Origin of the sequence: Bosea vestrisii (assembly GCF_030144325.1) — a bacterium.
GTDB classification, from domain to species: Bacteria; Pseudomonadota; Alphaproteobacteria; order Rhizobiales; family Beijerinckiaceae; genus Allobosea; species Allobosea vestrisii_A.
The window spans coordinates 129993-154625 of record NZ_CP126308.1 but is presented as its reverse complement, the minus strand read 5'-3'; the positions used below and the strand labels follow the sequence as shown (position 1 = coordinate 154625).

The following is a 24633-nucleotide window of genomic DNA, read 5'->3' as shown; positions in this document are numbered from 1 at the left end:
CGACGATGGACCTGGTTCGCTTCATCATCCGACGGCTGGCAGCAGGCATCGTCCTGCTGCTCGTCGTGTCTCTCGTCATTTTCGTCGCCTGCGAATTTCTTCCGGGCGACGTCGCAGAGATCATGCTTGGCCAGTCGGCCAGTCCTGAGAATGTCCAGGCGCTGCGGGTCGAGCTCGGTCTCGACAAGCCTTCCTACCTGCGCTTCCTTGCATGGATCTGGGGCATGTTCCATGCGGATTGGGGCATCTCGTTGACCACGCGTCTGCCAGTGGCGGACATGCTCTCGGAGCGGCTGGCCAATACGCTGGTTTTGGCGGGATTGACGACGCTTGTCGCCGTCCCGCTCGCCCTTGGCCTCGGTATCGTCCTTGCCGTGCGCAAAGGCACGAAACTCGACCGCTTCGGCACCGTCGCGATCGTTGGACTCTGTTCCACGCCGGAATTCCTCGTAGCGACAGTCGGCGTGCTCGTCTTCGCCATTCACCTGCATTGGCTGCCTGCGATTTCTTATCTCTCGCCCGGCCAAGGCGTCTTTCCGTTTATGAAGTCGATCCTGCTTCCCTTCGCCACGATGACCATCATCATCGGGGCGCAGATTGCCCGCATGACGCGAGCCATCGTTGGGGACATTCTGACCCAGCCCTATGTCGAAATGGCGCGGCTCAAGGGCGCGAGCGGCACGCGCGTCGTCGTGCATCACGTGTTGCGCAACGCAGTCGGGCCGCTCGTCAACATCGTCTCGCTCAACGTCGCATACCTCGTCAGCGGGGTGGTCATCGTCGAGACCATCTTTGCCTATCCCGGACTGGCGCGGCTCATGGCCGACTCGGTGCTGGCGCGCGATCTGCCTGTGGTCCAGTCCTGCGCGATAATTTTCTGCGCCGCCTATATCGCGCTGATCATGCTGGCGGACATCATCGCCCATCTTTCCGACAGTCGTGCCAAAGACGGAGCGATATCGTGACGGCGCTGACACAGGTTCGCAGGTCCCGCGTCACGCTTTTCGGCGTGGCGAGTGCGATGCTGGCTGCCATCGCTGCAATTGCGCTTCTCGCGCCGCTCCTGCCGCTGCACGACCCCGATGCTTTCGTCTCCAACCAGACCTTTGCGCCTCCTTCCGCGCAATACTGGCTGGGAACGGATTTTCTCGGACGCGACCTGTTTGCGCGGCTTCTCGACAGCGCCCGCATCACCCTGGGCATGGCACTGGTCGGCACGGTGCTGGCCCATCTGATCGGCGATACGCTTGGCCTGTTCGCCGCCATACGGGGCGGGTGGGTCGACGCCGTGGTCAGCCGCATCGTCGATGTCATCCTGTCGATCCCGAAGATCATCGCCGGCTTGGTCGTGCTCGCCGCAGTCGGCCCGTCGATCGTCGCGATCGTTACTCTGACGGCGATCGTCTATGCCGCGGGCGTCTTCCGCGTCGCGCGGGCGCTCGGCAAGGATCTGGTATCGCAGGATTTTGTCGTCGTCGCCCAGGCACGCGGCGAGAGCCTCCGCTGGATCCTGTTCGATGAGATGCTGCCGCATGTCGTCGCACCGCTCGCGGCCGATTTCGCCTTGCGGATGAGCTTCGCGATCCTTTTCATGAGCGGCCTCAGCTTCCTGGGGCTGGGCGTTCAGCCGCCCATGGCGGATTGGGGCGGCCTGACCCGCGAAAATCTGGAGGGGCTGCAGATCGGTTCGCTGGCGGCCATCTATCCCGCCGGGGCCATCGCCATCGTCGCCATCTCGCTGAACCTGTTCGTCGATGGTCTGTGCGAACGGGGTGCCGAGGGAGGCGCGATATGACCCTCCTCGACATCCGCAATCTCAGCCTGCGCTCCGACCGGGGCGTTCCCATCCTGAGGTCGGTTTCGCTGAGCCTGGAGCCCGGCCAGGTCGTGGCGCTGATCGGCGCGTCGGGCTCGGGCAAGACCACGCTCGCCTTGAGCGTGCTCGGGCTGCTGCGACCAGGCATCGTGCAGGAAGCCGGCGAAATCCTCTACAAGGGGCGCGATATCCTGCGCATGAAGGCCGGTGAGCTGAACAGCCTGCGCGGCAGGGAACTGTCCTACATCGCCCAGAGCGCCGCCACCTCGTTCAATCCCAGAATCCGGCTCGAGCAGCAGGTCACGGAGAGTAGCCGGATCCATCGCACCATGACACAGGCCGAGGCGCGAGGGCGGGCCGAGGCGATGTATCGGACGCTCGACCTGCCCGAGACCGCCGGTTTTTCCGCCCGCTATCCGCATGAGGTGTCCGGCGGGCAGCTTCAGCGCTTCATGATCGCGATGGGTCTGCAGGAGCGTCCGGATGTCCTGGTTTGCGACGAGCCGACCAGCGCTCTCGACGCCACGACGCAGGTCGAGGTGCTGAAGGCGCTGAAGTCCGGCATCGGCGCCAACCGCACGGCCGCGATCCTCGTCGGGCACGACATCGCCCAGGTCGTACAGGTCGCCACCCATGTCCTCGTGATGCGCCAGGGAGTGGTCGTCGAGGAAGGGTCCGTGGACGATATCCTGAACCGCCCCGCCCACGACTACACGCAGGCGCTGCTTCACATGCATCGCCGCTTTGATCCGGCGCGGCGGCCGGTCGGCGCCGGCAGAAGCGGGGCCGCGCCGCTGCTCGAGGTCAGGAACCTCGGCGTGAACTATGCCTCGCGCCACGGCTCGGCAGGCATCAGCGCGCTCAGGGGCGCCTCGATGCGTCTGCATCGCGGCGAGATGATCGCGGTCATCGGTGAATCCGGGTCCGGCAAAAGCACCTTCGCTCGCGCTGTCGCGGGCCTGACGGCGGCCAGCGAAGGCGAGGTTATCCTCGACGGCGTGCCCGTGGCGGGGGATGTGCGCAGCCGTTCGCAGGCGACGCGCAAGGCGATCCAGATCACGTTCCAGTCGGCGGACACCTCGCTCAACCGGCATCATACGGTCGGGCGCATCCTCGGGCGCGTGCTCGAGTTCTACGGCGAAACGTCCAAAGGCCGCCGCGATGCGCGGATCGCGGAGTTGCTCGAATGCGTGCAACTCCCGGCGCATTATGTGTCCCGCAAGCCCAGCCAGTTGTCGGGCGGAGAAAAGCAGCGGGTCAACCTCGCACGCTCCCTCGCTGCCGATCCCGACGTCCTCATCTGCGACGAGATCACCTCGGCGCTCGACAACATCGTGTCTGACGCGGTGCTAAGGCTGATCGACGATCTCAAGATCCGCCTCGACATCGGCGTGATCTTCATCAGCCACGACCTTTCGGCCGTCGCCAGCATGTCTGACAAGATCATGGTGCTGCGCGGCGGAGACGTCGTCGAGCACGGCGCGACCTCCGAGGTTCTCGGCGATCCGCAGCACCCCTATACCGCGCTCCTCCGCTCTTCCGTCGCCGAGTTGAGGGTCGGCTGGCTCGAGGAGGCGGCCGGTCTCCATCGCGAGCTGCGGGCCAATCTTGAGGCGCCAGCAGGCGCCATTCGCAGCTGAATTGGGACAGAACCGTGAAAATAAAATCCGCCACCGTATACTCCGTGCAGGGCCAGGGCCTTAAGCCAGTTATTGTCAAGCTCGAAACCTACGAAGGCATTGTCGGCCTGGGAGAGACAGCGATCTCCTACGGCTGCGGCGGAACCGGTGCTGCCGGAATGATCAAGGATCTCTGCGCCCGTTTTGTAATCGGCGCCAATGCTACAGGCATCAACGCGCTGGTTGCTGAGATGTACGACCAGTCGTTCTGGCTGAAGAACCCGGGCGGCATTGCCGGCGCCGGCCTTAGCGCCATCGAGCAGGCGCTCTGGGACATTCGCGCGCGCTCGCTTGGGGTACCGGTCTACGACCTGTTCGGCGGACGGATGCGCGACGATTTAGCTTACTATGCCAACGGTTGGTATTTCGGCGCCAAAAGCGTTGGAGAACTCGTGACAAAGGCGGTGGCCGCCGCCAGAGACGGGCATTCAGCGCTGAAAATGTATCCGCTGGCGCGGATCCAGCCCAACGGAACGTTGCGCCACCCGACCTCCCGCTACGCCGATGAACGGGACGCGGTGCGTGGGGCAGTCGGGCTTGTCCAACAGGTCCGCAAGGCGATCGGCGCCGACGTCGGCCTCGTCCTCGACTTGGCCGGCGGGCTCTCGGTCAGCGACACGATCCGCTTTTGCCGGGACGTCGAGGATTGCGATATTGGATTCGTGGAGGAAGTCAGCGACCCGGGCGATCTCGGGTCCTTGCGCCGTGTCGCAGATGCCACCTCTATCCCGATTGCGACTGGCGAGCGTCACTACATGCGCTACGGCTTCCGCGATGTCTTCGAGAGCAGGTCGGTCAGCATATTGCAGCCCGATATTGGAAATGCGGGCGGCTTTGCGGAAGTACACAAGATTGCGGCGATGGGCGAAGCCTACAGTCTCAAGGTCCAGCCGCACGTCTGCGGTAGCTCGGTCGCGGCAAGTGTCGCCATGCACATGAGCGCCTGCCTGCCGAACTTCTATGTCCAGGAACACTTCCCTTACTGGACGCGGGTTCCGGGATATATCGAAGTCGCCACTCAGCCTTTTGACACCTGCGCTCGCGATGGTGCGATCCGGGTATCCGATGCCCCCGGCTTTGGCGTCACTCTGGATGACAAAGTAATGCAAGAGCACGTCTGGGCGCACCTGTCCTGACTACGCGCCTGCGCGAGTGAACTAACTATTCGACGAATCTTAGACGATCCCCGAAGTGATGGCGCCCTGACCGCGCGCCACGCATGCTCGGATTTAACCTGCAATATGAGACAAAATGGCTGAAACAATTCGACCCATCGACAGCGAAGAACTTGCAAGGCTGCGCGCCGATACGCCCGGCCTGCGGCACCAGACGTTTCTGCTGAGCTGCGGTGCGTCACTGATGCCGCGCCCGGTTCATGACGCCATGCGTGCCTATCTCGATCTGGAACTGATGCAAGGCGGATACGGTGCGGCCGAGACCGAAGCGAAAAAACTGGACGACGTCTATCCCTCGATTGCCCGGCTGCTGAACGCTTCGCCTGACGAAATAGCGCTGGTGGAAAACGCGACGGTGGCTTGGCAACTCGCCTTCCAGTCCTTTCAGTTCCATCTTGGAGATGCGGTCATCACTGCGGAAGCCGAGTATGCCGCCAACTACGTCATGCTTTTGCAGGCTCGAAAGCGCTACGGGATAGAAATCCGGATTTGCCCCTCGAACGCTTTTGGGGAAATAGATGTCGAGGCGCTCAGCGCCCTCATCGACTCCCGCGTCCGGCTTATCGCCTTAACCTGGATTCCGACCAATGGCGGCTTGGCCAATCCGGCAGCCGAGGTGGGCCGGATCGCTCGCGCGCACGGGGTTCCGTATCTGCTCGATGCCTGCCAAGCAGTTGGCCAGCTGCCGATTGATGTCGAGGCTCTCGGCTGCGATTTCCTGGCCGGAACAGCTCGCAAGTTCCTGCGTGGTCCCCGCGGCGCTGGATTCCTCTACGTCAATTCGAGAATGATGACGACCCTGGAGCCCCCGATGATCGATCATTATGGCGCACCATGGGTGTCGATCGATCGCTACGAACTGCGGCCGGATGCCCGACGTTACGAAAGCTGGGAGAACAACTACGCTGCACGGATCGGCATGGGGATCGCCGCAGATTATGCGATAGCGATCGGTCTCGACAGGATCGAATCCCGCTGCAATCATTTGGCTAGGCGGTTTCGCGATGGATTGGGGTTGCAGCGCGGCGCAAGGCTACATGATCTGGGTCAAGCTCCGAGCGCGATTGTCAGCTTCACCCTCGACGGGGTGGATTCGAACGACGTCGTTTCGCATGCGCGCAGCCACAAAGTCAGCATCAGCACTTCGATGGCGTCGAGTACCCGCATAGACGCGGAGCGGAGAAACCTGCGAACGCTGGTTCGCGTCGCTCCGCACTATTTCAACGATGAGTCCGAGGTCGATCACGCGCTCGAGGTGATCGGATCGGCTGCGAAAACTGCAGGATCGCATTTGCTTTGTCACACCTCAGGTAGCTAAGTAACTAGTCCCGGCATTTGGTGGCTTGATCGAACCTGAAATTTTCGGGCTCCATTGTCCGCCGTCTGCAGATGTACTTGTAGGGTGTGTGATCTTTCGGGATCTTCAGGCGCTGCCCAAAATTGTAAGCTCAGACGAAGTCCCATGGCTTGGGTTCGGATGGAGCATCTGCCGTATTGAGGCGGCGGGCTGGCCATCACCGACCCGCTCGGTGGCCAAATACCTGTTCTCTTCGACGTTATCTCGGCTTCGGCGGGACATATCCGCTCGACATCGGGATGAGAGGCGCAAAATGCTTCGACAGCAGTTTTAGTGTGCCGAAAATGGGCGAATGGCGCGGTTTTAGGCGCTTTCTTCTTGCACAGTCACTTGCAAGATTGCCGATTTACACAGCCCGCCGCTAGCGTTGACCATGACGGCCATGGAAGGTGGGCCTGCATGTCGAATCTGGTTTTTGCGCTAGCGATTAATGGCCTCGTCTGGGGGCTGATCATCGCGCTCATCGCGCTCGGCCTGTCGATCATTTTCGGCCTGCTCGACATCATCAACGTCGCTCATGGCGACTTTTTCATGGTCGGTACCGTGGCCGGGTTGGTCGTGGCGGAGGCGACGGGATCGTTTTGGCTAGCATTGGCTGCCGTGCCGGCGATCGGCTTCCTGCTCGGCCTCGTCGTCGAGCGTCTCGTGATCCGGCCGAGCGCGAGGCTGGCCTCGCTGACGATTGTCACGACGTTCGGATTGTCGATGATACTGCAGGAGATGGTGCGCGCAAGCTTCGGTGCGCAGCCACGCCGCATGGCGGCGCCGGTTCCGGGCACGATCCCGCTTTTTGGACTGGACTACGAACTCTACCGCATCATTGCGGCGCTGTTCGCATCCCTGTGCCTGATCGGCTTCTTCGTCTTCCTCAACCGCAGCAAGCTCGGCACCTGGATCCGCGCCGTGCGCCATGACCGCGAGACGGCGACCGCGCTCGGCATTCCGGTGACGCGCGTCTGCGCCTTCACCTTCGCGCTGGGAACCGCGCTCGCGCTGGTCGGAGGCGCGATCGCCGCGCCGATCACGACGGTGGAATTCCGAACCGGCATCGACATCCTGCCTGCCTGCTTCATGGCCGTCGTCATCGGCGGCCTAGGCAATCTCCAGGGTACGATCGCCGCCGCGGTTCTGCTCGCGGTCCTTGAAGGCATCATCACCAGCGTCGGTGATCCCACGATCGCCCGCATCGTCTCGCTGGCCGTGATGTGCGGCGTGCTGCTGCTGCGCCCGCACGGCCTTTTCGCTGGAGCCACTCGATGAGCCGCGCAACCCTCGACCGGGCCGCCGTCGCGCTGCTGCTCGTGGCCCTGCTCGCCGCACCTGTCCTGCTTGACGTGCTCGGGGCTCCGTTCTGGGTCAATATCATCGCCGAGATCCTGATCTGGTCTCTGCTGGCCGCCAGCGTAAACCTGCTCTTCGGCTATGTCGGCCTGCTCTCGTTCGGGCAGGCGCTCTACTTCGGCTTCGGAATGTATGGCGTCGCGCTCTCGATCGGCCATTGGGGTGTCGGCTTCTGGAGCGCCTTCGCCATCGGCGTCCTCGCATCCATCCTGATGGCGGCAGCGGCCGGAGCGCTCGCCGTCAGGTTGACCTGGCATTATTTCGCAATCATCACCGTGATTTTCTCGCTGATCTTCTACTTCGTCGCCTTGTCGTCGAAGGCACTCACCGGAGGAGACGACGGCCTGTCCTTCGCTGCGCCGCCAGTTCTTGATCTCGGAGGCTGGAAGCTCAGCCTGACGGATCCCGCGACGCAGTATTACTTCATTCTAGCCGTCTGCCTGCTCTGCTACGGATTGAAGGCGCTGATCATTGCGAGCCCATTAGGCCTTGCCTTCGCCGCCGTGCGCGAGAACGACCGGCGCGCCTCGCTGATCGGCATCGACGTTTACCGGACACGCTGGATCGCCTTCGTGCTTGCCGGCGCATTGGCCGGCGTCGGCGGAGCGCTGTTCGCCTTCTTCGGCCGCTACGCCTCGGCCTCCTATATGGTCTACCACGTTTCCGGAGAGGCTGTCGTTTGGGCGATCGTCGGCGGGGCGGGCACCCTGCTCGGTCCCTTCGTCGGCACGGCGCTGCTCGTCCTCTTCCGCGAACTCGTCTCCGGTTTCTGGGAGCACTATCTATTGGCAGTTGGCGCGATCGTGATCGTGGCGGTGATTTTCGCGCCGGAGGGCCTCGTCGGTGCCTGGAATCGCATCGGTCGACGCGACGCCGCGCAGGTTTTGCCTGAGGCCGACGCGGCTGCTGCGGCCGAGGCGCGCACATGACCGGGACCGCTCTCGCCATTACGGGACTCGTCAAACGCTTCGGTGGCCTCACCGCAGTCGACGGGTTCGATCTTGCGCTTGAAAGCGGCAAGCTCAATGCCGTCATTGGCCCCAATGGGGCCGGCAAGACTACGTTGTTCAATCTCGTGACGGGACTGATCACGCCGGACGAGGGCAGCATCATGTTTCGCGGGACGAACCTCGCCCGTGCGAAACCTCATGAGATCGTCGCAGCCGGGATCTCACGCACGCTGCAAATCAAAAGCGTCTTCGGCGGGCTCACGGTTGCAGATAATCTGCGGGTCGCCGTCATGACCCATCAAAGGATCCGCAACTGCCTGCGCGCCTGCGCGAGCTATCGAGCCGTCTCCCAGCGGGTTGAAGCCCTGCTCGAGGAGATCGGGCTCTCGCACCTGCACAGCCGGCTCGCGAATACCCTCTCCTATGGCGATCTCGCCTTGCTCGAGATCGGGATCGCGCTCGCCAACGAGCCGGCGCTGCTTTTGCTGGACGAGCCGATCTGCGGCATGAGTCCCAGCGAGACGCAGAAGACTGTCGAGAAGATTCAGGATCTCGCAACGCGTATCGATGTCGTGTTGATTGAGCACGATATGGAGGTCGTATTCGCCATCGCCGATGCCGTGACGGTAATGGCGAACGGTCGCCTGCTGGCTGCCGGCACGCCCAAAGAGATTGCCGCCAACGCGCAGGTCCAGGAGGTCTATCTCGGCTCTCCCGACGAGGGTGATTGAGCCGATGCTGCAGGTAATCGATCTCCAGGCTCGCATCGGCAAGATCCCAGTGCTGAGAGGCGTCTCGCTTACGATCGGCAGGGGCGAGACGGTCGCTCTGCTCGGCCGCAATGGCGTCGGGAAGACCTCGACGCTGCGCGCGATCCTGGGCCTGCTCGACCGCACGAATGGATCTGTCAGCTATGACGGCACCGACCTCACGAAGCTCGCCGCGCACAAGGCCGCGGGGCTGGGCATCGGCTACGTTCCGCAGGGGCGTGGCATCTTCCCTTTGCTCAGCGTCGAGGAAAATCTGCTGCTGGGCCTGCGCGGCGCACCGGACCAGGCTGAACTCGACGATCTCTACCGACGCTTCCCGCGACTCGACGAGCGCAGGCGCCAGCCGGCGGGCACGCTCTCTGGCGGAGAGCAGCAGATCCTCGCCATCGCGCGCTGCTTGATCATGCGCCCCTCGCTGCTGATGCTCGACGAGCCGACCGAGGGCATCGCGCCAAAAATCGTCCAGCAGATCAGGTCAGAAATCGCGCAGGTCGCAACGAAGGGTATTTCCGTGCTGCTCGTCGAGCAGAACGTGCGCACCGCGCTGCGGCTTGCTTCGCGCATCTATTTGATGGAGCGCGGCACCATCGTCCACGAGACCACGCCCGACGCGCTGCGGGCCGATGCTGACGTGCTCCACCGCTATCTCGGCGTCTCGCTTTAACCTGAAGGGGAACCATCATGGCCAAGACACCCGGCGCGACCAAGCAGGCCGATACGACGAGCGCCCAAGAGATGTCCACGACCCACACCTCGCTCGAGCGGCGCAGCTTCCTCGCCCATGCGCTGGCCGGCGGCGTCGCCGCTGGCACGGCCTATCTCGGCCTGACCCGCGATCTTTACGCCCAAGCCGGCGGTCCGATCGTGCTCGGTCACCATGCCGAACTCACAGGTGGCTTCTCCTCCTGGGGCTACTGGCACGACAAGGCGGCCAAGGCCGCCGTCAAGCTCGTCAACGAGATGGGCGGCATCGCCGGTCGAAAGGTTGAGCTCGCGACCGAGGACACCGAGTCCAACCCCGCCGCCGGCGCCCGCAAGCTGCGCTCGCTAATCCAGCGCAGCAACGTTTCCTTCGTCATTGGCTCCGTCCACTCGGGCGTCATGCTATCTTCGATCCCGATCGCGACGGAACTCAAGACGGTCTATTTCTCCGCAGGCGAGGCCACCGAGGCGACGGGCTCCAAGGGCAGCCGCTATAGCTTTCGCACGGGCACCGACACCTATGCCCTGGCGGCGGCGGGAGCGCCCTGGGCCTATGAGAATCTTGGCAAGAACTGGACGATCATCTCGCCCGATTATGCCTGGGGCCACAGTCACTATGCCGAGCACAAGGCGGTCATTGAGAAGCTCGGCGGCAAGGTCAACGCGCCGGTCTTCGTGCCTCTGGACGCCAAGGATCTAGTGCCCTACCTCGCTAAGATCCCCCAGGAGACGGAGGTGCTGTTTTCGGTCTTCTTCGGCGCGCAATCGGTCGCTTTCTACACCCAAGCCAAGTCGATGGGCCTAGAAAAGACGATGAAGATGTATTCGATCTGCGGCACGCTAGAGGCGATCGCGCCCAACGACATCCAGGGAGCGGCCGAAGGTCTCTATGTGCTCGAGAATTTCCCACGCATGACAACCTACAAGGACGACGCCTTCCATAGGGAGCACAACAAGCGCATGGAGATCGACGACATAGATGCGCGCGAAGCTAACTCGCATCGGGTCATGGCCAAGAGCCATGCTTGGCAATCTTGGGAAAACATCTTTGCCCTGAAGCAGGCGATCGAGAAGGTCGGCTGGAAAACCAAGAAAGACGACCAGGCCGTGATCGAGGCTCTGGAAGGCCTCGCTATGGAGAACTCGCTCGGCTTCCCGCAGGGCTCGAAGACCCTGCGCAAGGAAGATCACAGCGGCATGATCGACTGCTACCTCAGCCGGGTTGAGAACGGCCAGCTCCACGTCAAGAAGAAGATCGCCAAAGAGGAGTTGGCGGCGATGATGCCGCCGCGCGTCGATTTCTCGAAACAGCCGGTTTGAGTAGCCGCGTAACCCCGCCCCTGTGATGGCAATGTTCACGTGCCGGCCTGAGCGTCCTGGCAGATCGACGGAGCAATGAGACCCGTGCGCGGGTGGAGTAGACGACGCTGTTGTGGCAGTTGCGCGCCTTTTCCAAGAGGACTCGACATTCTCCTGGCGGAGCATCCGAGAAAACGTTGAGTTTCCCTGGAAGTCGCTGGAGTTGCCAAAGCCGAACGCCGCCGGCGCGCAGACCATTTCCTTGACTTGGTCGGCCTCCTAGAGTTCGCGAATTACTATCCGTCACAGCAGTCGGGCGGCATGCGGTAGCGCATCGCCATCGCGCCGACGCTAGCCTTCGAGCCTCGCATCTTATTGATGGACGAGCCGTTCGCCGCATTGGGCGAACAGACCCGTCTGCTTCTGGGTGACAAGGTGCTGGCGCTCCGCCGTTGATGGAATAGTTGGGGCTGGCTCGCAATGCCGGATTCTCCGGCGCAGTTTTCTCTGGGCGCCCGCTCTCAGGGTGAGAGCGTCATCGCTTCGATCGGTCGCTTCGACCTCGAATATTCCGGCGAGCGTTTCGGTCGGGACGGCTATCGCTACAGCGCCATGCTGATGCGCACCGGCGCCGCCGACGAGATCGAGCTGCCGGTCATGGTGACGCCGCTCGGCGCTATCGCGCGCCTCGAGCATGCGCTCGGAGATTTCGAGGGCGAGCGGGAGCGCTATCGCCAACGCCTGACCGATGCCCGGCGCCGCCTTGCCTCCTATCAGACGCGCGATGGTGGGGAATTTGCCTTCGCGGGCGAACTCTCCCAGAAGCGGCAGCAGCTTGCCGATGTGGAAAAGGCCCTTTCGGCAGACGTTGATGCGCGAACTATTGACGACCCGATCGGAGAGCGGGCGGCAGCATAGTGCTTAAGTTTCGCGACAAAATCGCCGGCACTGATTGTTTAGGGGAACATCAGCCGCGAAAGTCAGGTGCAAAAGTCAAACTTGTGCGACAGACTTTCGCGGCCCCCGATTCCGAGCCGCTGCGCACAGTCGCGCGTCCAGTGAGGGGTCGTTTGCGGAAGGGGGCGGAATCCTACGCTAAGCAAAAGCTCGCTAAGCAGAGTGATACTGCGAAGTCCGCCCATCAGACGGGATTGTCAGCTCGCTCAAGGTCGGGCTCGATAGCGCGACCCGTTCAATGCCCTCGCTCGGGTAGGCCAGCTCGCCATTCGACCAAGCATCGCCTCCTTGACCTGTTAGGCAGGAACGAAAGCTAAGCCCCTCGGTCGGGCGTTCTCACAATGAGGCTTGCGATAAGGCCAGGCCAAGCGGCAGTCGACGATACCTCGCCGACCAACTACTCTAACGCGGCGTACACAACAGCGTCGCCCCGCTCGAGAAAGACGTAAGTAACTGGGTCACCCAAACCATTCGACTTGACCAGAACCGCCGACGAAATCCTCAATTCCCTCGCCAGTATATCCAACAAAGCTCTGGCGCAGGACGCTAGAGCTCCTTGAGTGCCGTCGCGGTGTCGGAGAGGATTTCGTCGGACAGGCCCCCTTCGCCGATTGCTCGTGCCATGGCAAGGGCACCAACCAGTGCGCTGAGTACCAAGCAGGCGCGACGTCGATCACCAGCGGCGTCCCTACCCGGCGTCAACCCGGCCAGAAGCTCGAGGTATTGCTCGACCTGGCGTCCATAGGCCGAGCGGGTTCGATCATCCGCGCGCGAAATGTCCTCGGCCAACCCGGCCACTGCGCATCCGGCCTCAGGGTGGGCGCGGTGGGCTGGACTAAGGTAGTCGTCGACGATCGCTTCGAGCGCCCGTCTGCCACCTTGGCCGGACGTAGCCACAGTCCGTGCACTTCCCTGAGCCAAGGCGCGTTCCACCGCTGCGCCGACCAGGTCATCTCGGGATTCGAAATGACGGTAGAAGCCGCCGTGCGTCAGGCCGGCGTCCCGCATCAGCTCCGCTACTCCGACACCGTTTATGCCACTGCGGCGCATTCGAGCCGCAGCGATGTCGACGATTCGATCGTGGCTTGCCGCCTTGTCAGCTTTCGAACTACCCATAAATGAAACTCCGGCCCCGATGCGACACCCGTTATATCCTAGCGAGTTTGGTAACGATCCAGTTCAGGCGAACGCAGGCCAAGGCTTCGGCCCCCCTCGAGGGGCCGCTGTTGGTGTCATTGGGTATCGGTGCTGAGATTGCCGAGGTGATAACCCATGCGTGCCTCGAAATCAGGACCCACTTCGTCGCGCTTTTGCGCTATTCGGGCTCCCCGGGCATGGACAGTCGGCCAAGAGAAGGCGTTGAGGAAAACGTCCTGTGTCTGCATCAGGTCCTCAGCGGACGGCAGGGTTCTACGGTTGATCAGCCGCTTGGCCTCGGCGAGCGCAGGCTTGTCGAACGACGCGATGCGCCGAGCGAGGTTGTCGACGTAGGCGTCGAGCTCATCATCGGGGAGTGCGCGGTTCACCCACCCGTAGTGCGCTGCCGTTGCTGCGTCGAAATCATCACTGCCGAGGACGATTTCGAGTGCCCTGGCCCGTCCGACGAGGAGTGGTAGGCGCTCGGTTCCGCCACCGCCGGGGAAAACGCCTGCCCCGACTTCGATCTGAGCGAAGATCGCGCGCTCCAGGCTGGCAAAGCGCATATCACATGCCAGAGCAATCTCAGAACCCCCGCCGCGCGTGCGACCCCGAATCGACGCGATGGTCACGACCGGGGAGCTGGTCAACCGTGTCGTGGCATCGATGAACGTCGGCAGACCAGTCGGCCCCGGCGTCAGGGGAAAATCGGCGAACCGGGAGACGTCGTAGTGATTAACGAAGAAGTCCGGGTCAGCACTATCGAACACGACCACCCGCAAGGTGTCATCGGCCTCGATGAGACCGACGATCTGCTGCAGCTCGATGAGGGTCTCCGGATCGCAAAAGTTCAGCGGCGGATTGTTGAAGGTCACCCGCCAGTATCCTGGCGCTGCCTCGGCGATCGTGAACTGGGTCAGTGGAGCACTCATCCGAAAGATTCCTTCGTTTTAGGGCGCTGAGCACCGGACGTGTCGGGTGCGCAGGCCGTCTGGTCGTTGACAAGGAGGATGACAATCATCATCCTCATTGTCAATGAGCGACCGCATCGAGGCCACCGGGCAACCGCTACGGGCGGCTGGGGAAGCGGAGCCGCTTAACGCGAGGGCTCTGCAACAAACATTTGCGATCTTGGAAATGCACGCATCTGGCCGAGCCCAGCGGTGCGGGCGATCTCCTCGCTCGTCGTACGCAAGGCTTCCGCGATCCTGTGCTGGGCGAAGACGCCATCATCCGCATATTGGGCGACGACCATGGGTCAGACCTCCATCTCGCTGTGGCGATCATTCCGACGCAATAAAGTGCCGGAAACAGCGGAATTCAACAGGGGAGGAGAGGAGGAATAGCCCGCTCGCAGATCGGCCAATCCGGCAGCGCTGACGCTCAACCGCAACCTGCCGCGATCCCGGCCCGTTGTCCTTCGCAGGGCTGAAAGCCCCGCTCGTCCGGCCGGGCAGGGATGCTCGGCCGCAGTTGTGCCGACCTGGCCGCTCCGCGGCCCGGGGTGTGTCTTCGGGAAGAAGACGGAAAAGGACCGGCGAGAGCCTGAGTCCGCAATCCCCAAATGGAGCAGTCCTATGCATCTCATGAAGGTCGATCCGCGCGCGCTGAAGGAGAACCCGGATCGTTCGCGCCAGACAAAATCCACGCCGCAGGCCGATGCCCTACTGTTGGCGACGATCAAGGCCGTCGGCATCGTCCAGCCGCCGGTCGTTGCGCCGCAAACCGATGGCGGCAACGGCTTCATCATTGATCGCGGCCACCGTCGCGTGAAGCAGGCGATCGCCGCCGAGCTCGAAGAGATCGAGGTCCTCGTCGACGAGGCGGCCTACGATAATGGCGCGATGCGCTCCATAGTGGAGAATATCGCGCGCGAGCAGCTCAATCCGGTCGACCAGTGGCGCGCTATCGAACGCCTCGTCGCGCTCGGCTGGACCGAGGAGGCGATCGCCGTCGCGCTCGCGCTGCCGGCGCGCCAGATCAAGAAGCTCAGGCTGCTGGCGAACGTCCTGCCCGCCATGCTCGACCACATGGCGAAGGGCGATATGCCGAACGAGCAGCAGCTGCGCACTATCGCGGCGGCCGACTTCGAGGAGCAGAAGGAGGTCTGGAAGGTCCAGAAGCCGAAGAAGGGCGATCCGCAGGTCTCGTGGTTCGCCGTCGCCAATGGGCTGTCGAGGAAGCGCATGCATGCGCGCGACGCCAGCTTCGGCGAGGATCTCGCGCTGGCCTACGGCATCCAGTGGGTCGAGGACCTGTTTGCGCCGGCCGACGTTGACTCGCGCTACACCACCAATGTCGAGGGCTTCCTCGGGGCCCAGCAGGAATGGATGACCAGTAACCTCCCCAAGCGTGGTATCATCGCTGACGTGAACAGTTGGGGCCAGGTCGCGCTGCCGCCCAAGGCAAGCCAAGTCTACGGCAAGCCGGGCAAGACCGACCGCACGGCTATGTACCTCGACCGCGAGGGCAAGGTGCAGACGGTTCATTTCCGTCTGCCGGAGCCGAAGAAGGTACAGGGCAAGAACGGCGAGGGCCCGGACGGAGCCGATGACGCGATCATGGGTCCGAAGCTGCGGCCTGATGTGACCCGCAAGGGCGTCGAGATGATCGGCGATCTGCGCACCGACGCTCTTCACGAGGCGCTGGCGCAGGCCCCGCTCGAGGACGACTCGTTGATGGCGCTGCTCGTCCTTGCACTCGCCGGGCGCAACATCTCGATCCAGTCCGGCGCCTCCGACGATGTCCACGGCTTCGCCCGCATGCAGCGTCATGCTGTCCGCCTCGTCAGCGATGATGGCAAGCTCGCCTTCGACATGGACACGCTGCGTATTGCTGCCCGCTCGGCCCTCATCGACGCACTTTCGGCGCGCCAGAACCGGACCGACAGCGGCATCATCGCGCGGATCGCCGGCGAGGCGATCAGTGCGGACGGTTTCCTGCCGAATATGGGTACGGAGGAGTTCCTCTCGTGCCTGTCGCGCCAGGCGCTCGAGCGTTCCTGCAAGGACACACCCGTTCTGCCGCGCGCCCGGGTGAAGGACACGCGCGCAGCGCTCGTCGAACACTTCAAGGAGGAACGCTTCGTGTATCCGGCGGCGCGCTTCACGCCGGATGCGGATGAGGTCGCGACCTGGCGTTCCAAGAGCGTGGCCGTAGAGAAGGGCGATGGGGCCGACGCTATGACCAGCTCCGAAGAGGTCGTCGAGGAGACCGCGGTGTCCGATGAGGATAGTCTGGACGTCGTCGACGAGGTCTATCGGGTCGCGGCCGAATAGCCGCGTTCCTTCCCTCATTCCCTTCCGATCGATTTCCCCGCCGCCGGCCTCGTGCCGGCGGTCTCGTTTCCAGATGCTGCAGGAACGACGCCGGTCCGATCGCCGCGTTTGCGCTTGGATGACGTGAGCGGCAGCGGACAGGCAGCGGGTCAGTATCACGGAGGCTTGTAGCCTCGGTACTGATCAGGGTGATGCGGAGGCCGCTGCAGGCCAACGCATCATCTCTCTCCGGTAGGATCGCCAGCGCGAGCCGGGCCTGGCCTGCGTCTTCTCGGGTTTGCTGCGGTCTGAACCGCCGACCGTGCACTTCAAGGTCGCGTACCGCGCCGTGTGACGGCCGACCTCAGCCGATCTCGCAGACCGGAGCCGCGCCCTTCGCGAGGGCCAGGGGCCCTGCGGGGGCGCAACTCGCGTCCGCTCGCCTGGCAGAGGCCGGACCCGGAAGCGCCCGGCTTGCGACGGTTCCTTTCGACCGCACCCGAGGGGACGCCGGCAAGCGCCGGACCAGCCCCAGGCGAAACCGAAGAAAGGAAACGATCCATGGCCAAGGCCGCTCAACCTCGTCGTCAATCTGCCCCCGTCGTCCAGCTCCGCAAAGGCACGACGCTCGAAATGGTCCGGCTCGCCTGTCCCGACGCCAACCAAGCCACCCTCATCTCCGAAAGCTTCGGGCTCCCTGTTCTCGACAGCGACGGAATCCGGGATCTGCACAACCGGCTGATCGTCGAGACGGCCGACAGCCTCCAGGAAGGCCTCGGCGAACGGGCGATGCAGATCCACCTGCAACGGATCGTCGGCGCCTATGTCGGCTCGGCTCATGGCGCCGGCCAGTTCTATTCCCGCGCCGTCACTGAAGCGCGCGACGCCACTGCCAAAGCGGCATGCGACGCTCGCGACGAGGATCTCAACGGTCCGGTCGGGTTCGATGGCCCCGCCCAACGCAAGCGTGAATTCGCCGCCGACATGGCCCTGCAATCCCACGCGCTGCGCATGGCGGCCGAGGGTGCCGTCTGCGCTTACGAGCATGTCGTCGGCGAGACGTGGAAGCCCTTCGAGCGTCCGATCGAACAGCCCGGTGCTTCCGTCAACCGCAAAGCGGCCGAGCTGCAGATGAGAGCCTTCGGCTGAGCCGTCGCGAGCGGGGCTTTGCCGCTCCGCTCGTTCGGGCCACACGCATGCCGTCAATGCGGGCCGGTTCCTCGGAGCCGGCCTTTTTGCATGTGACGCCACTCATTCCAGGCAAGAAGCGACCGGCGCTTGAGGGCCTCGCGACCCCTCCCGACCGGGGCCCTGCCGGTGGCGGGACCGCGCGCAACGGCTCTGCCGTCCTTCACTCGCGTTCCGGCCCTGCGGGTGCCCGCCCTCCCGGTAGCCACCGGCCAGGGACCTCCGTGAGAGTTCGCGATGGCCGCGACCTCCGGAACGGAGGGTTGGAAGATGAGCAAGAAGAAAGAGGCACCGCGCGGCGACATTTATGCGCAGATCACGGAGAAGATCGTTGCGGATCTGGAGAACGGCGTGCGCCCGTGGATGCGGCCTTGGCATTCAGGCAACGCCAACGGTCGCGTGACCCGGCCGCTGCGCCACAACGGATTGCCCTATTCGGGAATGAACGTTCTGTTGCTCTGGTCGGAGGCGACTGCGCGCGGATTCACTTCGCCGATCTGGATGACGTTTAGGCAGGCACTCGAGCTCGGCGGCGTGGTTCGCAAGGGCGAGAGCGGCTCGATGGTCGTCTTCGCCAGCCGGTTCAAGAAGACGCAGACCGATGCTGCCGGCGAGGAGTTCGATCGGGAAATCCCATTCTTGAAAGCCTACACCGTCTTCAACACGGCTCAGATCGACGGGCTGCCCGACTACTATTGCGGGCAAAGGGAACCAGTTCGCGATCCCGTCCAGCGGAACCAAGACGCCGACCGCTTCTTCGCCAACACCGGGGCAGCGATCCGGCATGGGGGTGATCGCGCCTATTACGCGCCGGGGACCGACCATATCCAAATGCCCCGCTTCGCGATGTTCCGCGATGCGGCTGGCTATGTCGGGACCCTGAGCCATGAGGTCACGCACTGGACGGCGGCCCCGCATCGCGTGAACCGTGATCTCAGCCGCTATGCGAAGGACCGTTCCGAACGAGCCCGCGAAGAGCTGATTGCCGAGCTCGGCTCGTGTTTCCTCTGTGCTGATCTCGGGATCGCACCGGAACTTGAGCCGCGGCCGGATCATGCCAGTTATCTCGGCTCCTGGCTGAAGGTGCTGTCCGACGACAAGCGAGCGATCTTTTCCGCGGCCGCCCATGCGCAGCGAGCTGTCGCCTATCTGCACGGCCTGCAGCCACTATTGGCGACGGTGCAGGAGACAGCCTGATGCACTCCTCGCTCATTGCAGGGGAGGGCATAACGCCCTTCTCGATCCGCATGCGGGCCCTCAGGTCAGGAAGGCCATTGGGGGAGCGACGGTCCGGTCCTGCTCGTGTTCAGTGTTGCGGTCCCTGCTCTCCGCGATCTGGGCCGTGCAGCGTGACCGGAGGCACGGGCGACCGGATAGCCCAGCAAGACCGGTTGGTCGCGCCGTGGCGCTTCAACTGAGGGTACCTCCGCTGGTGCGGACGGGCTCTTGTCTCTTCGGGAAACTGATCCAATTTCGGACCTGCGCGTCGCGATCGACGGCAGGAGAGGGGCTTTGGCGAACGGCTGGTGTGCGGATCGCCGCTCCTGATCATCCGGTTGGCGCGTGGGACCGAAGCGCGAGGCCTCTGTGTGGTTCCTTCCATGTCGCCGACAGCCGACCCTTCTGCGGGCTCGATCGGGCATGTCTGACCGGGGAACGGCTTGGCCTCGATCGTCTTCCCGCAACGGCCATCCGCAACTTTCTTCCCCTGAGCGCTGTGCGCTCATTCCTCGCGGGTCAAGAAAGCCGCTCCCGGCCGCCCTCCACGCTGTTCCGGCCCCGGTAGGGTGCGGTCCGATCGCCCCCGGTCTTTTCGACAGCCATCGAGACCGCGAAGGGCGCGGCTCGAAACACCGGAAAGGAACACGACAATGGCGACCATCGGCTCTTTCACCGCCACTGAGAACGGCTTCACCGGCTCGATCCGCACGCTCTCCCTCAACGTCAAGGCCCGCTTCCAGCGCGTCGAGAACCCCTCGGACAAGGGCCCGCACTTCCGGATCTTCGCCGCAGGGAACGTCGAGCTGGGCGCGGCCTGGCAGAAGGTCTCCGAGCAGTCGGGCCGCGACTACCTCTCGGTCAAGCTGGATGACCCGAGCTTCCCGGCTCCGATCTACGCCACGCTGGCCGAGGTCGAGGGTGAGGATGGCCTTCAGCTCATCTGGTCCCGTTCCAACCGGGACTGAGCTGCCCGATCAATCCGGCCCCGCCATCGAGGCGGGGCCGGTTCCGCGTTTCAGCCGTTCAACGCGTCCTTCGTCGCCTTCGCCGGGGAGAAGGTCAGCTTCCTCGAGGCTGCGACCTTGATCGTCGCACCGGTCGCGGGATTGCGAGCATCCCGCGCAGGGCTCTCCTTCACCTTGAACTTGCCGAAGCCGTTGATCGACGTTTCCGCGCCGGTGACGGCGGCTGCTGCAATCTCCTTGAACACGCCTTCGACGATGGCCTTGGCCTGTGTCTTCGTGAGCCCATGCTCGCCAGCGATCTTATCGGCAATGTCCGATGCAGTGGTCATGAATGAATTCCCTTCCGTCTTGGTCGGCTTCCTGGCGCTTCTTGTCCAGATTAGCACCCGAGCACGCCTTACTCCCGAAATCCACGGCGCTTCCACTGAAAAACAACCGCAACTCCGATCAGGCGCGCTCAAGTTGTCGAGTTTCTGCCTGATCGGCGCCTTGCGCAGGCGATCGCTAGGAACGGCGCATCGAACCCGCCTCCGGTCCGCGAAGCCGTTCGGAGCAAGATCGAAGGGGGAGCTCAAGCAAGCGCTCGCTGACCAACGCCATCTTGGCGCAGCAGAATGTCGTGATCGACGAGAAGCCTCCCCGCTGAGGAAGGCATTCGTCATGTCACTGGCCGCACCCGCCAGATCGACCGGCGGTTCCGCTTCCAATGGCCGCTGCCAGCGATTGCTCGCGGCAATTCCGATCGTGCTTGTGACCATCAGCGAAGGACCGTGTCCAGCATCGCCGAAGCGCGTGACCTCGCCGCTTTTCCTGTCGGGCGATAGCCACGCTTGCGCTTCTGCCGCAGCAGATCGAGGAAGAGACCGACCGCATCCTCCTCGCACTCGAAGTGATGCTCCATCGCCTGTCCGCGTGTTCCGATTCGGCCCCAGCGGCGGGTGAGGCAGATGTCTCCAAACAGGGTCGGCTCGATCGACATGGCATAGTAGCGGGCCATGTTCTTCGAGGCGTCCTCGCGTTCCACGTAGAACCGATAGGGCTGGGCGATCATGACACCAGAATCGCGCAGCGGCAGGTTTTGCGTCCAACGACAATTGTGAATCGGTCTGGCCTCGGCGATTCGCGTCCGTGAAGGATTGGGGTTGGGCGAGACGCCTTCTGCGCACGACTCCAGTCGCCTCGCGACCGAAGCCCGCACGCCGTCTCTGCCGATCCCGGTGACGATCGTGTCGCGGAGGTGCGCCGGCGAACCGTTTCGCTGAATTCCTTCGAGGTCCCATTCATGCGGCCGAAGCGTTCAGCCGAGGCATGGCACAAAGGCGCTTCCCGCGGGAGCTGGAGGGAGCTCTCTGGTCGGCCCATGATACGGCCGGCGGAGCCCGCCTCAAGGACGCGCGGTGCCCCCAAAATGCTGACGCATTTCGGCTCCCCCACGCGCCGCCTGCGGCGGTCGGCTGGCGCCGATCCTTGACCCGGTCTCCGCCGACGCGTGGCGCGCCTTCGTCCATTCGAGACGAAGGAGGTTCTCATGACCATGCCGATCGATCAGCAGATTGCCGAACTCAGGGCCGAGCTGGCCGATGCCTGCCTGAGGCCGCGGGAGCGTCGCAAAGCGCAGCGCGAGCTCGAATTCTTAACCGAGCAGGACCGCAGCGAGGTTGAAGCGGCGTATTTCGCAGAGGGCGAGAGCTGGTCAGCAGTCCATGCCGTCGAGCTGGCCGCACTGCCGTTTTGAGCATCACCGATCGAATAGGCCGGTCTGACGCCACGCGCGTCGGGCCGGCTTTTCGCATGTCGCCAGTCGCGACCGGGATGGATGCTTATTTTCGCAAGCGGGCCTGCGCCGCGATCCGCTCGTCGGCTTTGCTCTTGTCGGCCAGCGCCGAGGTCAATTCATCATAGTCGACGCCGTTGCGTTTCAGCGCGCGGCGCGCGTCGTCTTCCGTGAATCCCAGCAATTCGAAGACGCTCATGTTCAGGCGCGCGGCGATCCGCTCGATCGTGCGAAGGGTCGGATTCCCCTTGGCGCGCGAGACATCGTAATAGGTGCCCTTGCCGATGCCGAGCTTGCTGATGAAGCCGGGCGAGTCATTGCTCTGCGCTTCCAGCTCCTGCAGGCGCATTGCCAGCATCTCGTTCAGGATGGATTGCTCGCCTTCGCGGGGACGGCGGACATTGACCATGGCGATGACGCGACCTTCGGGGCAGGATAAAAATTTTCCGTGCAACCCCCCGCACAGCGTCATCAAACTATTATACGGACCATTGGTTATCAATATATCGAATTAGAATAGTTCCGTCTGGGACGACGATCGCCGGTTGTGTTGCGGGGTGGAGTGGCCAAGGTCATCTCGGCGCATCCGGCTCACGGCCGGACCGGGCTCTCCTCGCGCCATCCGGCGCTCACCGAACCGCCTCCAGCGCTTCGGCCGGAGGGAACGATCCCTTGCGCAACTCTGGTTAGTGGGGTGGTGGTCTGTCACCTAGACCGGGAGCGCCGGCATCGGCTCGTCGCCTCGCGACCAGATCCAGGCCGGCAGGTCGCTCGAAGCGACCAGCGCATCGAGAGCCAGGCGATAGGCCGCATCGGCCTCGTTTGGCACGATAAACATGGCGAGCGGCGTCGGAGCCTCCTCGTGGAGCACGACGCTGGCCAGAGGTTGGTTCGCCGGAAGATTATAGCGCAGCCCTTTCAGGAAACTGACTTTGCGTCGAGTCAGGGCATCGAGCAGGTTTGCCTCGGACACGCTCTCGAACGGAATCCAGTTCTCTGTGACCGCCATCAGCGCGATCGCCTCGACCGTTGCGACACCGGCCAGATCCAGGCCGAAGGTGGCGATCGCGACGAGATGCGCCTCCGGGCTCGCATTCGACAGCGAAAGCTCGCTGGCGAATACCACCCCCATGCGGCGGTGGATGTCCTCGTTCAGCAGGAACGGGAACTTTGGCGCGTGCTTGATCAGCAGACGATGCCCGGAGCGGGCAGGTACGATCTCTTTGACCTCGCCGACGACGATGAGAAGCGGACGGGCCTTGCCGGCTGTAGCCGTTGCTCGCACGATGAAGGCCGAACGGCGCTGGGCGATCTCAGCCTCGCGCTCGGATTGAAACATTTCTGGCACGTAGAGGATATCTGGCAGCGCCTTGCCCTTGCTGGTCTTGCCCTCGGTTGCCTCGAGCAGGAACTTTCGGATGACGGCCCAGTTGCGTTTGCCGGCCATGCCTGGCCGCCACCGATTGAAACCCGCCTGATCCCAGAGATAGTGCAGGAGGGCGCGTAGCGTCAGCTTGGTCCCGTCGCTGCGGACCTCGCCTTTGTCTGGCGTCGCGCTTGGAGCCGGCGGCGCACGGCCGGCCGATTTTGTCAGACTGAAATCGAGCTTGAGCAGGGTGTTTCCGGTTTCCAGATCCTCGCTGATCGCTGAGCCCGCAACCGAGCCCAATCCCGACAGCTCATAGGGCGGCTCATAGGACGGGCAGGCGGGGTCATGCCGCGCACCTGTGCCCGGCATGCGTTTTAGGGTCAGACGACTTCCAACCCGCGCGATATAGAGCGGCAGTCCCGGATTGCGACACAGACACAAGGGCCGGACTTGACGAGCCTGAGCATCGGCGAGTCTCGTCTGGAAATCCGCAGTGTCGGTCGCGATCACCTCACCCTCGATCGCGATCTGTCTCATCGCGCAGGCATCACGGTGTCTCCGCTGATGGCTGAGTCAGCGCGATCATGCATCGGGGCGATCAGGGAGGCGAGCGAGCCTCTCGAGAAATTCACGCACGGCCTGGTCGATCAGCCGGAGTGGCTGCACCTGGCGCTCTGCGGCGATCTGCCGGATGACGAGATCGATCGGGCGAGGCAAGCGCAACGCCAGCGGTCGCGAGGCCAGGCGGTCACCGTAACCTTCGAACGGGTCGCGCTGTCGCGGTGGCATCGAGGACCCGACCTGCCTGACGATCTGAGCGCCGGCCCCATCGCTCGTCGCGGGAAACGTCCCAGATGGCCGCAACGGCTCCGCGCCATAATCGGGCGTCACGACCATTGGTCGCGGGACAGGTGCGGTTTCGGCCGTCGCCTTGCGCGGCAAAGCGAGGCGCCGCTTCGTCTCGGTCACGCAGACGTCTCCTGGCTGGCGGCGAGCAGCTCGCGCACGACCTGGTCGGCGTTGTAGCGCGCCTTGCGCACCGCTTCGTCCCTGTCGTTCATCTGATAGAGCGTGCCGTGGCCATTGGTCATGGTGCGGTAGGTGATCCGGCGATAGAGCGCGTTCTGGCAGAGTTTGACGCCCTCGCCGTCGAAATATCCCAGCACCTCCCGGATCGGCGCAGTGTTGCGATCGAGGCTGTCATATTCGTTGATCACCACCCGATAAGGCGGCTCCGCAACACCCATCTCGGCCGCGCGCTTTTTCATAAAGCCGACCGTCCGGACGATCTGCGAAGCGTCGAACATCGAGACCTTGCACGGCAGGATGACGAGGTCAGCCCGGAATGCCGTCTCCGTGATCCGTGTGTCGGCAAAACCGGGTGTATCGATGATCACCGCATCGCGCTCGTCGAGTTCGGCCAGGTGCTTCAGCACCGCAGCTTCGGTTGTCGCATGGACGATGTCGATGCCGGATGGGTCATGGCCGCGCGCTTTCGACGAGGCATGCCATTGATAAGCCGAGCCCTGCGGATCGGCATCGACCAGGCCGATCGCATAGCCCTGCTGCGCGAGTTCGCCGGCGAGCAGGATCGACATCGTCGTCTTGCCGCTGCCACCCTTCGGCGTCGCCACCGCGAAAATGCTCGCCATCGTTCAGCCCTCGATCGCCTACTG

Annotated in this window: 23 protein-coding genes and 1 pseudogene; 16 read left to right on the top strand and 8 right to left on the bottom strand. The window is 63.5% G+C overall.

All coding sequences use genetic code 11. The features are described from left to right. Positions 1 to 5 precede the first annotated feature (5 nt). The 11 genes and pseudogenes from QO058_RS29900 to QO058_RS29850 all read left to right on the top strand — a co-directional run. Positions 6 to 965 carry an ABC transporter permease gene (locus QO058_RS29900; RefSeq protein WP_284173433.1) on the top strand — a complete coding sequence of 320 codons (960 nt, stop codon included), beginning with the start codon at positions 6 to 8 and terminating at the stop codon, positions 963 to 965. Further along, on the top strand, positions 962 to 1795 hold the full coding sequence (locus QO058_RS29895; RefSeq protein ID WP_284173432.1) for an ABC transporter permease: 834 nt from the start codon (positions 962 to 964) through the stop codon (positions 1793 to 1795). Before QO058_RS29900 ends, QO058_RS29895 begins: the two co-directional genes overlap by 4 nt. After that, a complete protein-coding gene (locus QO058_RS29890; RefSeq protein WP_284173431.1) occupies positions 1792 to 3456 on the top strand; it encodes an ABC transporter ATP-binding protein in 1665 nt (554 codons plus the stop codon). The genes QO058_RS29895 and QO058_RS29890 overlap by 4 nt, the downstream gene beginning before the upstream one ends. Positions 3457 to 3470: 14 nt before the next feature. Further along, positions 3471 to 4631: a mandelate racemase/muconate lactonizing enzyme family protein gene (locus QO058_RS29885; RefSeq protein ID WP_284173430.1), complete on the top strand. Its 1161-nt coding sequence runs from the start codon at positions 3471 to 3473 to the stop codon at positions 4629 to 4631. 115 nt (positions 4632 to 4746) lie between these two features. Then, a complete protein-coding gene (locus QO058_RS29880; RefSeq protein WP_284173429.1) occupies positions 4747 to 5988 on the top strand; it encodes an aminotransferase class V-fold PLP-dependent enzyme in 1242 nt (413 codons plus the stop codon). Positions 5989 to 6426: 438 nt separating this feature from the next. Then, positions 6427 to 7287: a branched-chain amino acid ABC transporter permease gene (locus QO058_RS29875; RefSeq protein WP_284173428.1), complete on the top strand. Its 861-nt coding sequence runs from the start codon at positions 6427 to 6429 to the stop codon at positions 7285 to 7287. Beyond that, the gene (locus QO058_RS29870; protein WP_284173427.1) at positions 7284 to 8297 is read left to right on the top strand and encodes a branched-chain amino acid ABC transporter permease; all 1014 of its coding nucleotides are present in this window, start codon (positions 7284 to 7286) and stop codon (positions 8295 to 8297) included. Before QO058_RS29875 ends, QO058_RS29870 begins: the two co-directional genes overlap by 4 nt. Continuing rightward, the gene (locus QO058_RS29865; RefSeq protein ID WP_284173426.1) at positions 8294 to 9049 is read left to right on the top strand and encodes an ABC transporter ATP-binding protein; all 756 of its coding nucleotides are present in this window, start codon (positions 8294 to 8296) and stop codon (positions 9047 to 9049) included. Before QO058_RS29870 ends, QO058_RS29865 begins: the two co-directional genes overlap by 4 nt. Positions 9050 to 9053: 4 nt before the next feature. Then, positions 9054 to 9752, top strand: coding sequence for an ABC transporter ATP-binding protein (locus QO058_RS29860; RefSeq protein WP_432212103.1), 699 nt, complete (start codon positions 9054 to 9056; stop codon positions 9750 to 9752). Positions 9753 to 9769: 17 nt separating this feature from the next. After that, positions 9770 to 11110, top strand: a complete 1341-nt coding sequence (locus QO058_RS29855) for an ABC transporter substrate-binding protein (protein ID WP_284173425.1) — start codon at positions 9770 to 9772, stop codon at positions 11108 to 11110. Positions 11111 to 11605: 495 nt separating this feature from the next. Continuing rightward, positions 11606 to 12007 (top strand): annotated as a pseudogene (locus QO058_RS29850) (hypothetical protein); the annotation flags it as partial. Between the two features lie 585 nt (positions 12008 to 12592). Here QO058_RS29850 and QO058_RS29845 read toward each other — a convergent pair. Together QO058_RS29845 and QO058_RS29840 are read right to left on the bottom strand one after the other, a co-directional pair. Further along, complete coding sequence (locus QO058_RS29845) at positions 12593 to 13162, bottom strand: TetR/AcrR family transcriptional regulator (protein ID WP_284173424.1); 570 nt, start codon at positions 13160 to 13162, stop codon at positions 12593 to 12595. A 116-nt stretch (positions 13163 to 13278) separates the two neighbouring features. Further along, positions 13279 to 14115, bottom strand: coding sequence for an enoyl-CoA hydratase/isomerase family protein (locus QO058_RS29840; protein WP_284173423.1), 837 nt, complete (start codon positions 14113 to 14115; stop codon positions 13279 to 13281). A 645-nt stretch (positions 14116 to 14760) separates the two neighbouring features. Between QO058_RS29840 and QO058_RS29835 the strand changes: the two genes are divergently transcribed. From QO058_RS29835 to QO058_RS29820, 4 genes are all read left to right on the top strand, one after another. Beyond that, on the top strand, positions 14761 to 16461 hold the full coding sequence (locus QO058_RS29835) for a ParB/RepB/Spo0J family partition protein (RefSeq protein WP_284173422.1): 1701 nt from the start codon (positions 14761 to 14763) through the stop codon (positions 16459 to 16461). Positions 16462 to 17001: 540 nt separating this feature from the next. Further along, on the top strand, positions 17002 to 17589 hold the full coding sequence (locus QO058_RS29830; protein ID WP_284173421.1) for a hypothetical protein: 588 nt from the start codon (positions 17002 to 17004) through the stop codon (positions 17587 to 17589). A 309-nt stretch (positions 17590 to 17898) separates the two neighbouring features. Continuing rightward, complete coding sequence (locus QO058_RS29825; RefSeq protein WP_284173420.1) at positions 17899 to 18825, top strand: ArdC family protein; 927 nt, start codon at positions 17899 to 17901, stop codon at positions 18823 to 18825. 674 nt (positions 18826 to 19499) lie between these two features. Next, positions 19500 to 19814, top strand: coding sequence for a DUF736 domain-containing protein (locus QO058_RS29820; RefSeq protein ID WP_284173419.1), 315 nt, complete (start codon positions 19500 to 19502; stop codon positions 19812 to 19814). A gap of 50 nt (positions 19815 to 19864) precedes the next feature. Here QO058_RS29820 and QO058_RS29815 read toward each other — a convergent pair whose 3' ends face one another. Then, positions 19865 to 20143 (bottom strand): HU family DNA-binding protein, encoded by a 279-nt coding sequence (locus QO058_RS29815; RefSeq protein ID WP_284173418.1) that lies wholly within the window; start codon positions 20141 to 20143, stop codon positions 19865 to 19867. A 428-nt stretch (positions 20144 to 20571) separates the two neighbouring features. Beyond that, positions 20572 to 20865 carry a WGR domain-containing protein gene (locus QO058_RS29810; RefSeq protein ID WP_284173417.1) on the bottom strand — a complete coding sequence of 98 codons (294 nt, stop codon included), beginning with the start codon at positions 20863 to 20865 and terminating at the stop codon, positions 20572 to 20574. Between the two features lie 477 nt (positions 20866 to 21342). Between QO058_RS29810 and QO058_RS29805 the strand changes: the two genes are divergently transcribed. After that, the gene (locus tag QO058_RS29805; protein ID WP_284173416.1) at positions 21343 to 21549 is read left to right on the top strand and encodes a hypothetical protein; all 207 of its coding nucleotides are present in this window, start codon (positions 21343 to 21345) and stop codon (positions 21547 to 21549) included. An 85-nt stretch (positions 21550 to 21634) separates the two neighbouring features. Here QO058_RS29805 and QO058_RS29800 read toward each other — a convergent pair whose 3' ends face one another. The 4 genes from QO058_RS29800 to QO058_RS29785 all read right to left on the bottom strand — a co-directional run bounded on the left by QO058_RS29800 (position 21635) and on the right by QO058_RS29785 (position 24609). Continuing rightward, positions 21635 to 22060 (bottom strand): XRE family transcriptional regulator, encoded by a 426-nt coding sequence (locus tag QO058_RS29800; RefSeq protein ID WP_284173469.1) that lies wholly within the window; start codon positions 22058 to 22060, stop codon positions 21635 to 21637. Positions 22061 to 22297: 237 nt separating this feature from the next. Further along, entirely contained in the window at positions 22298 to 23467 is a 1170-nt protein-coding gene (locus QO058_RS29795) for a DUF1173 domain-containing protein (protein ID WP_284173415.1), read from the bottom strand. Positions 23468 to 23539: 72 nt separating this feature from the next. Further along, the gene (locus QO058_RS29790; protein ID WP_284173414.1) at positions 23540 to 23926 is read right to left on the bottom strand and encodes a hypothetical protein; all 387 of its coding nucleotides are present in this window, start codon (positions 23924 to 23926) and stop codon (positions 23540 to 23542) included. After that, entirely contained in the window at positions 23923 to 24609 is a 687-nt protein-coding gene (locus tag QO058_RS29785) for a ParA family protein (RefSeq protein WP_284173413.1), read from the bottom strand. The genes QO058_RS29790 and QO058_RS29785 overlap by 4 nt, the downstream gene beginning before the upstream one ends. Positions 24610 to 24633 lie beyond the last annotated feature (24 nt).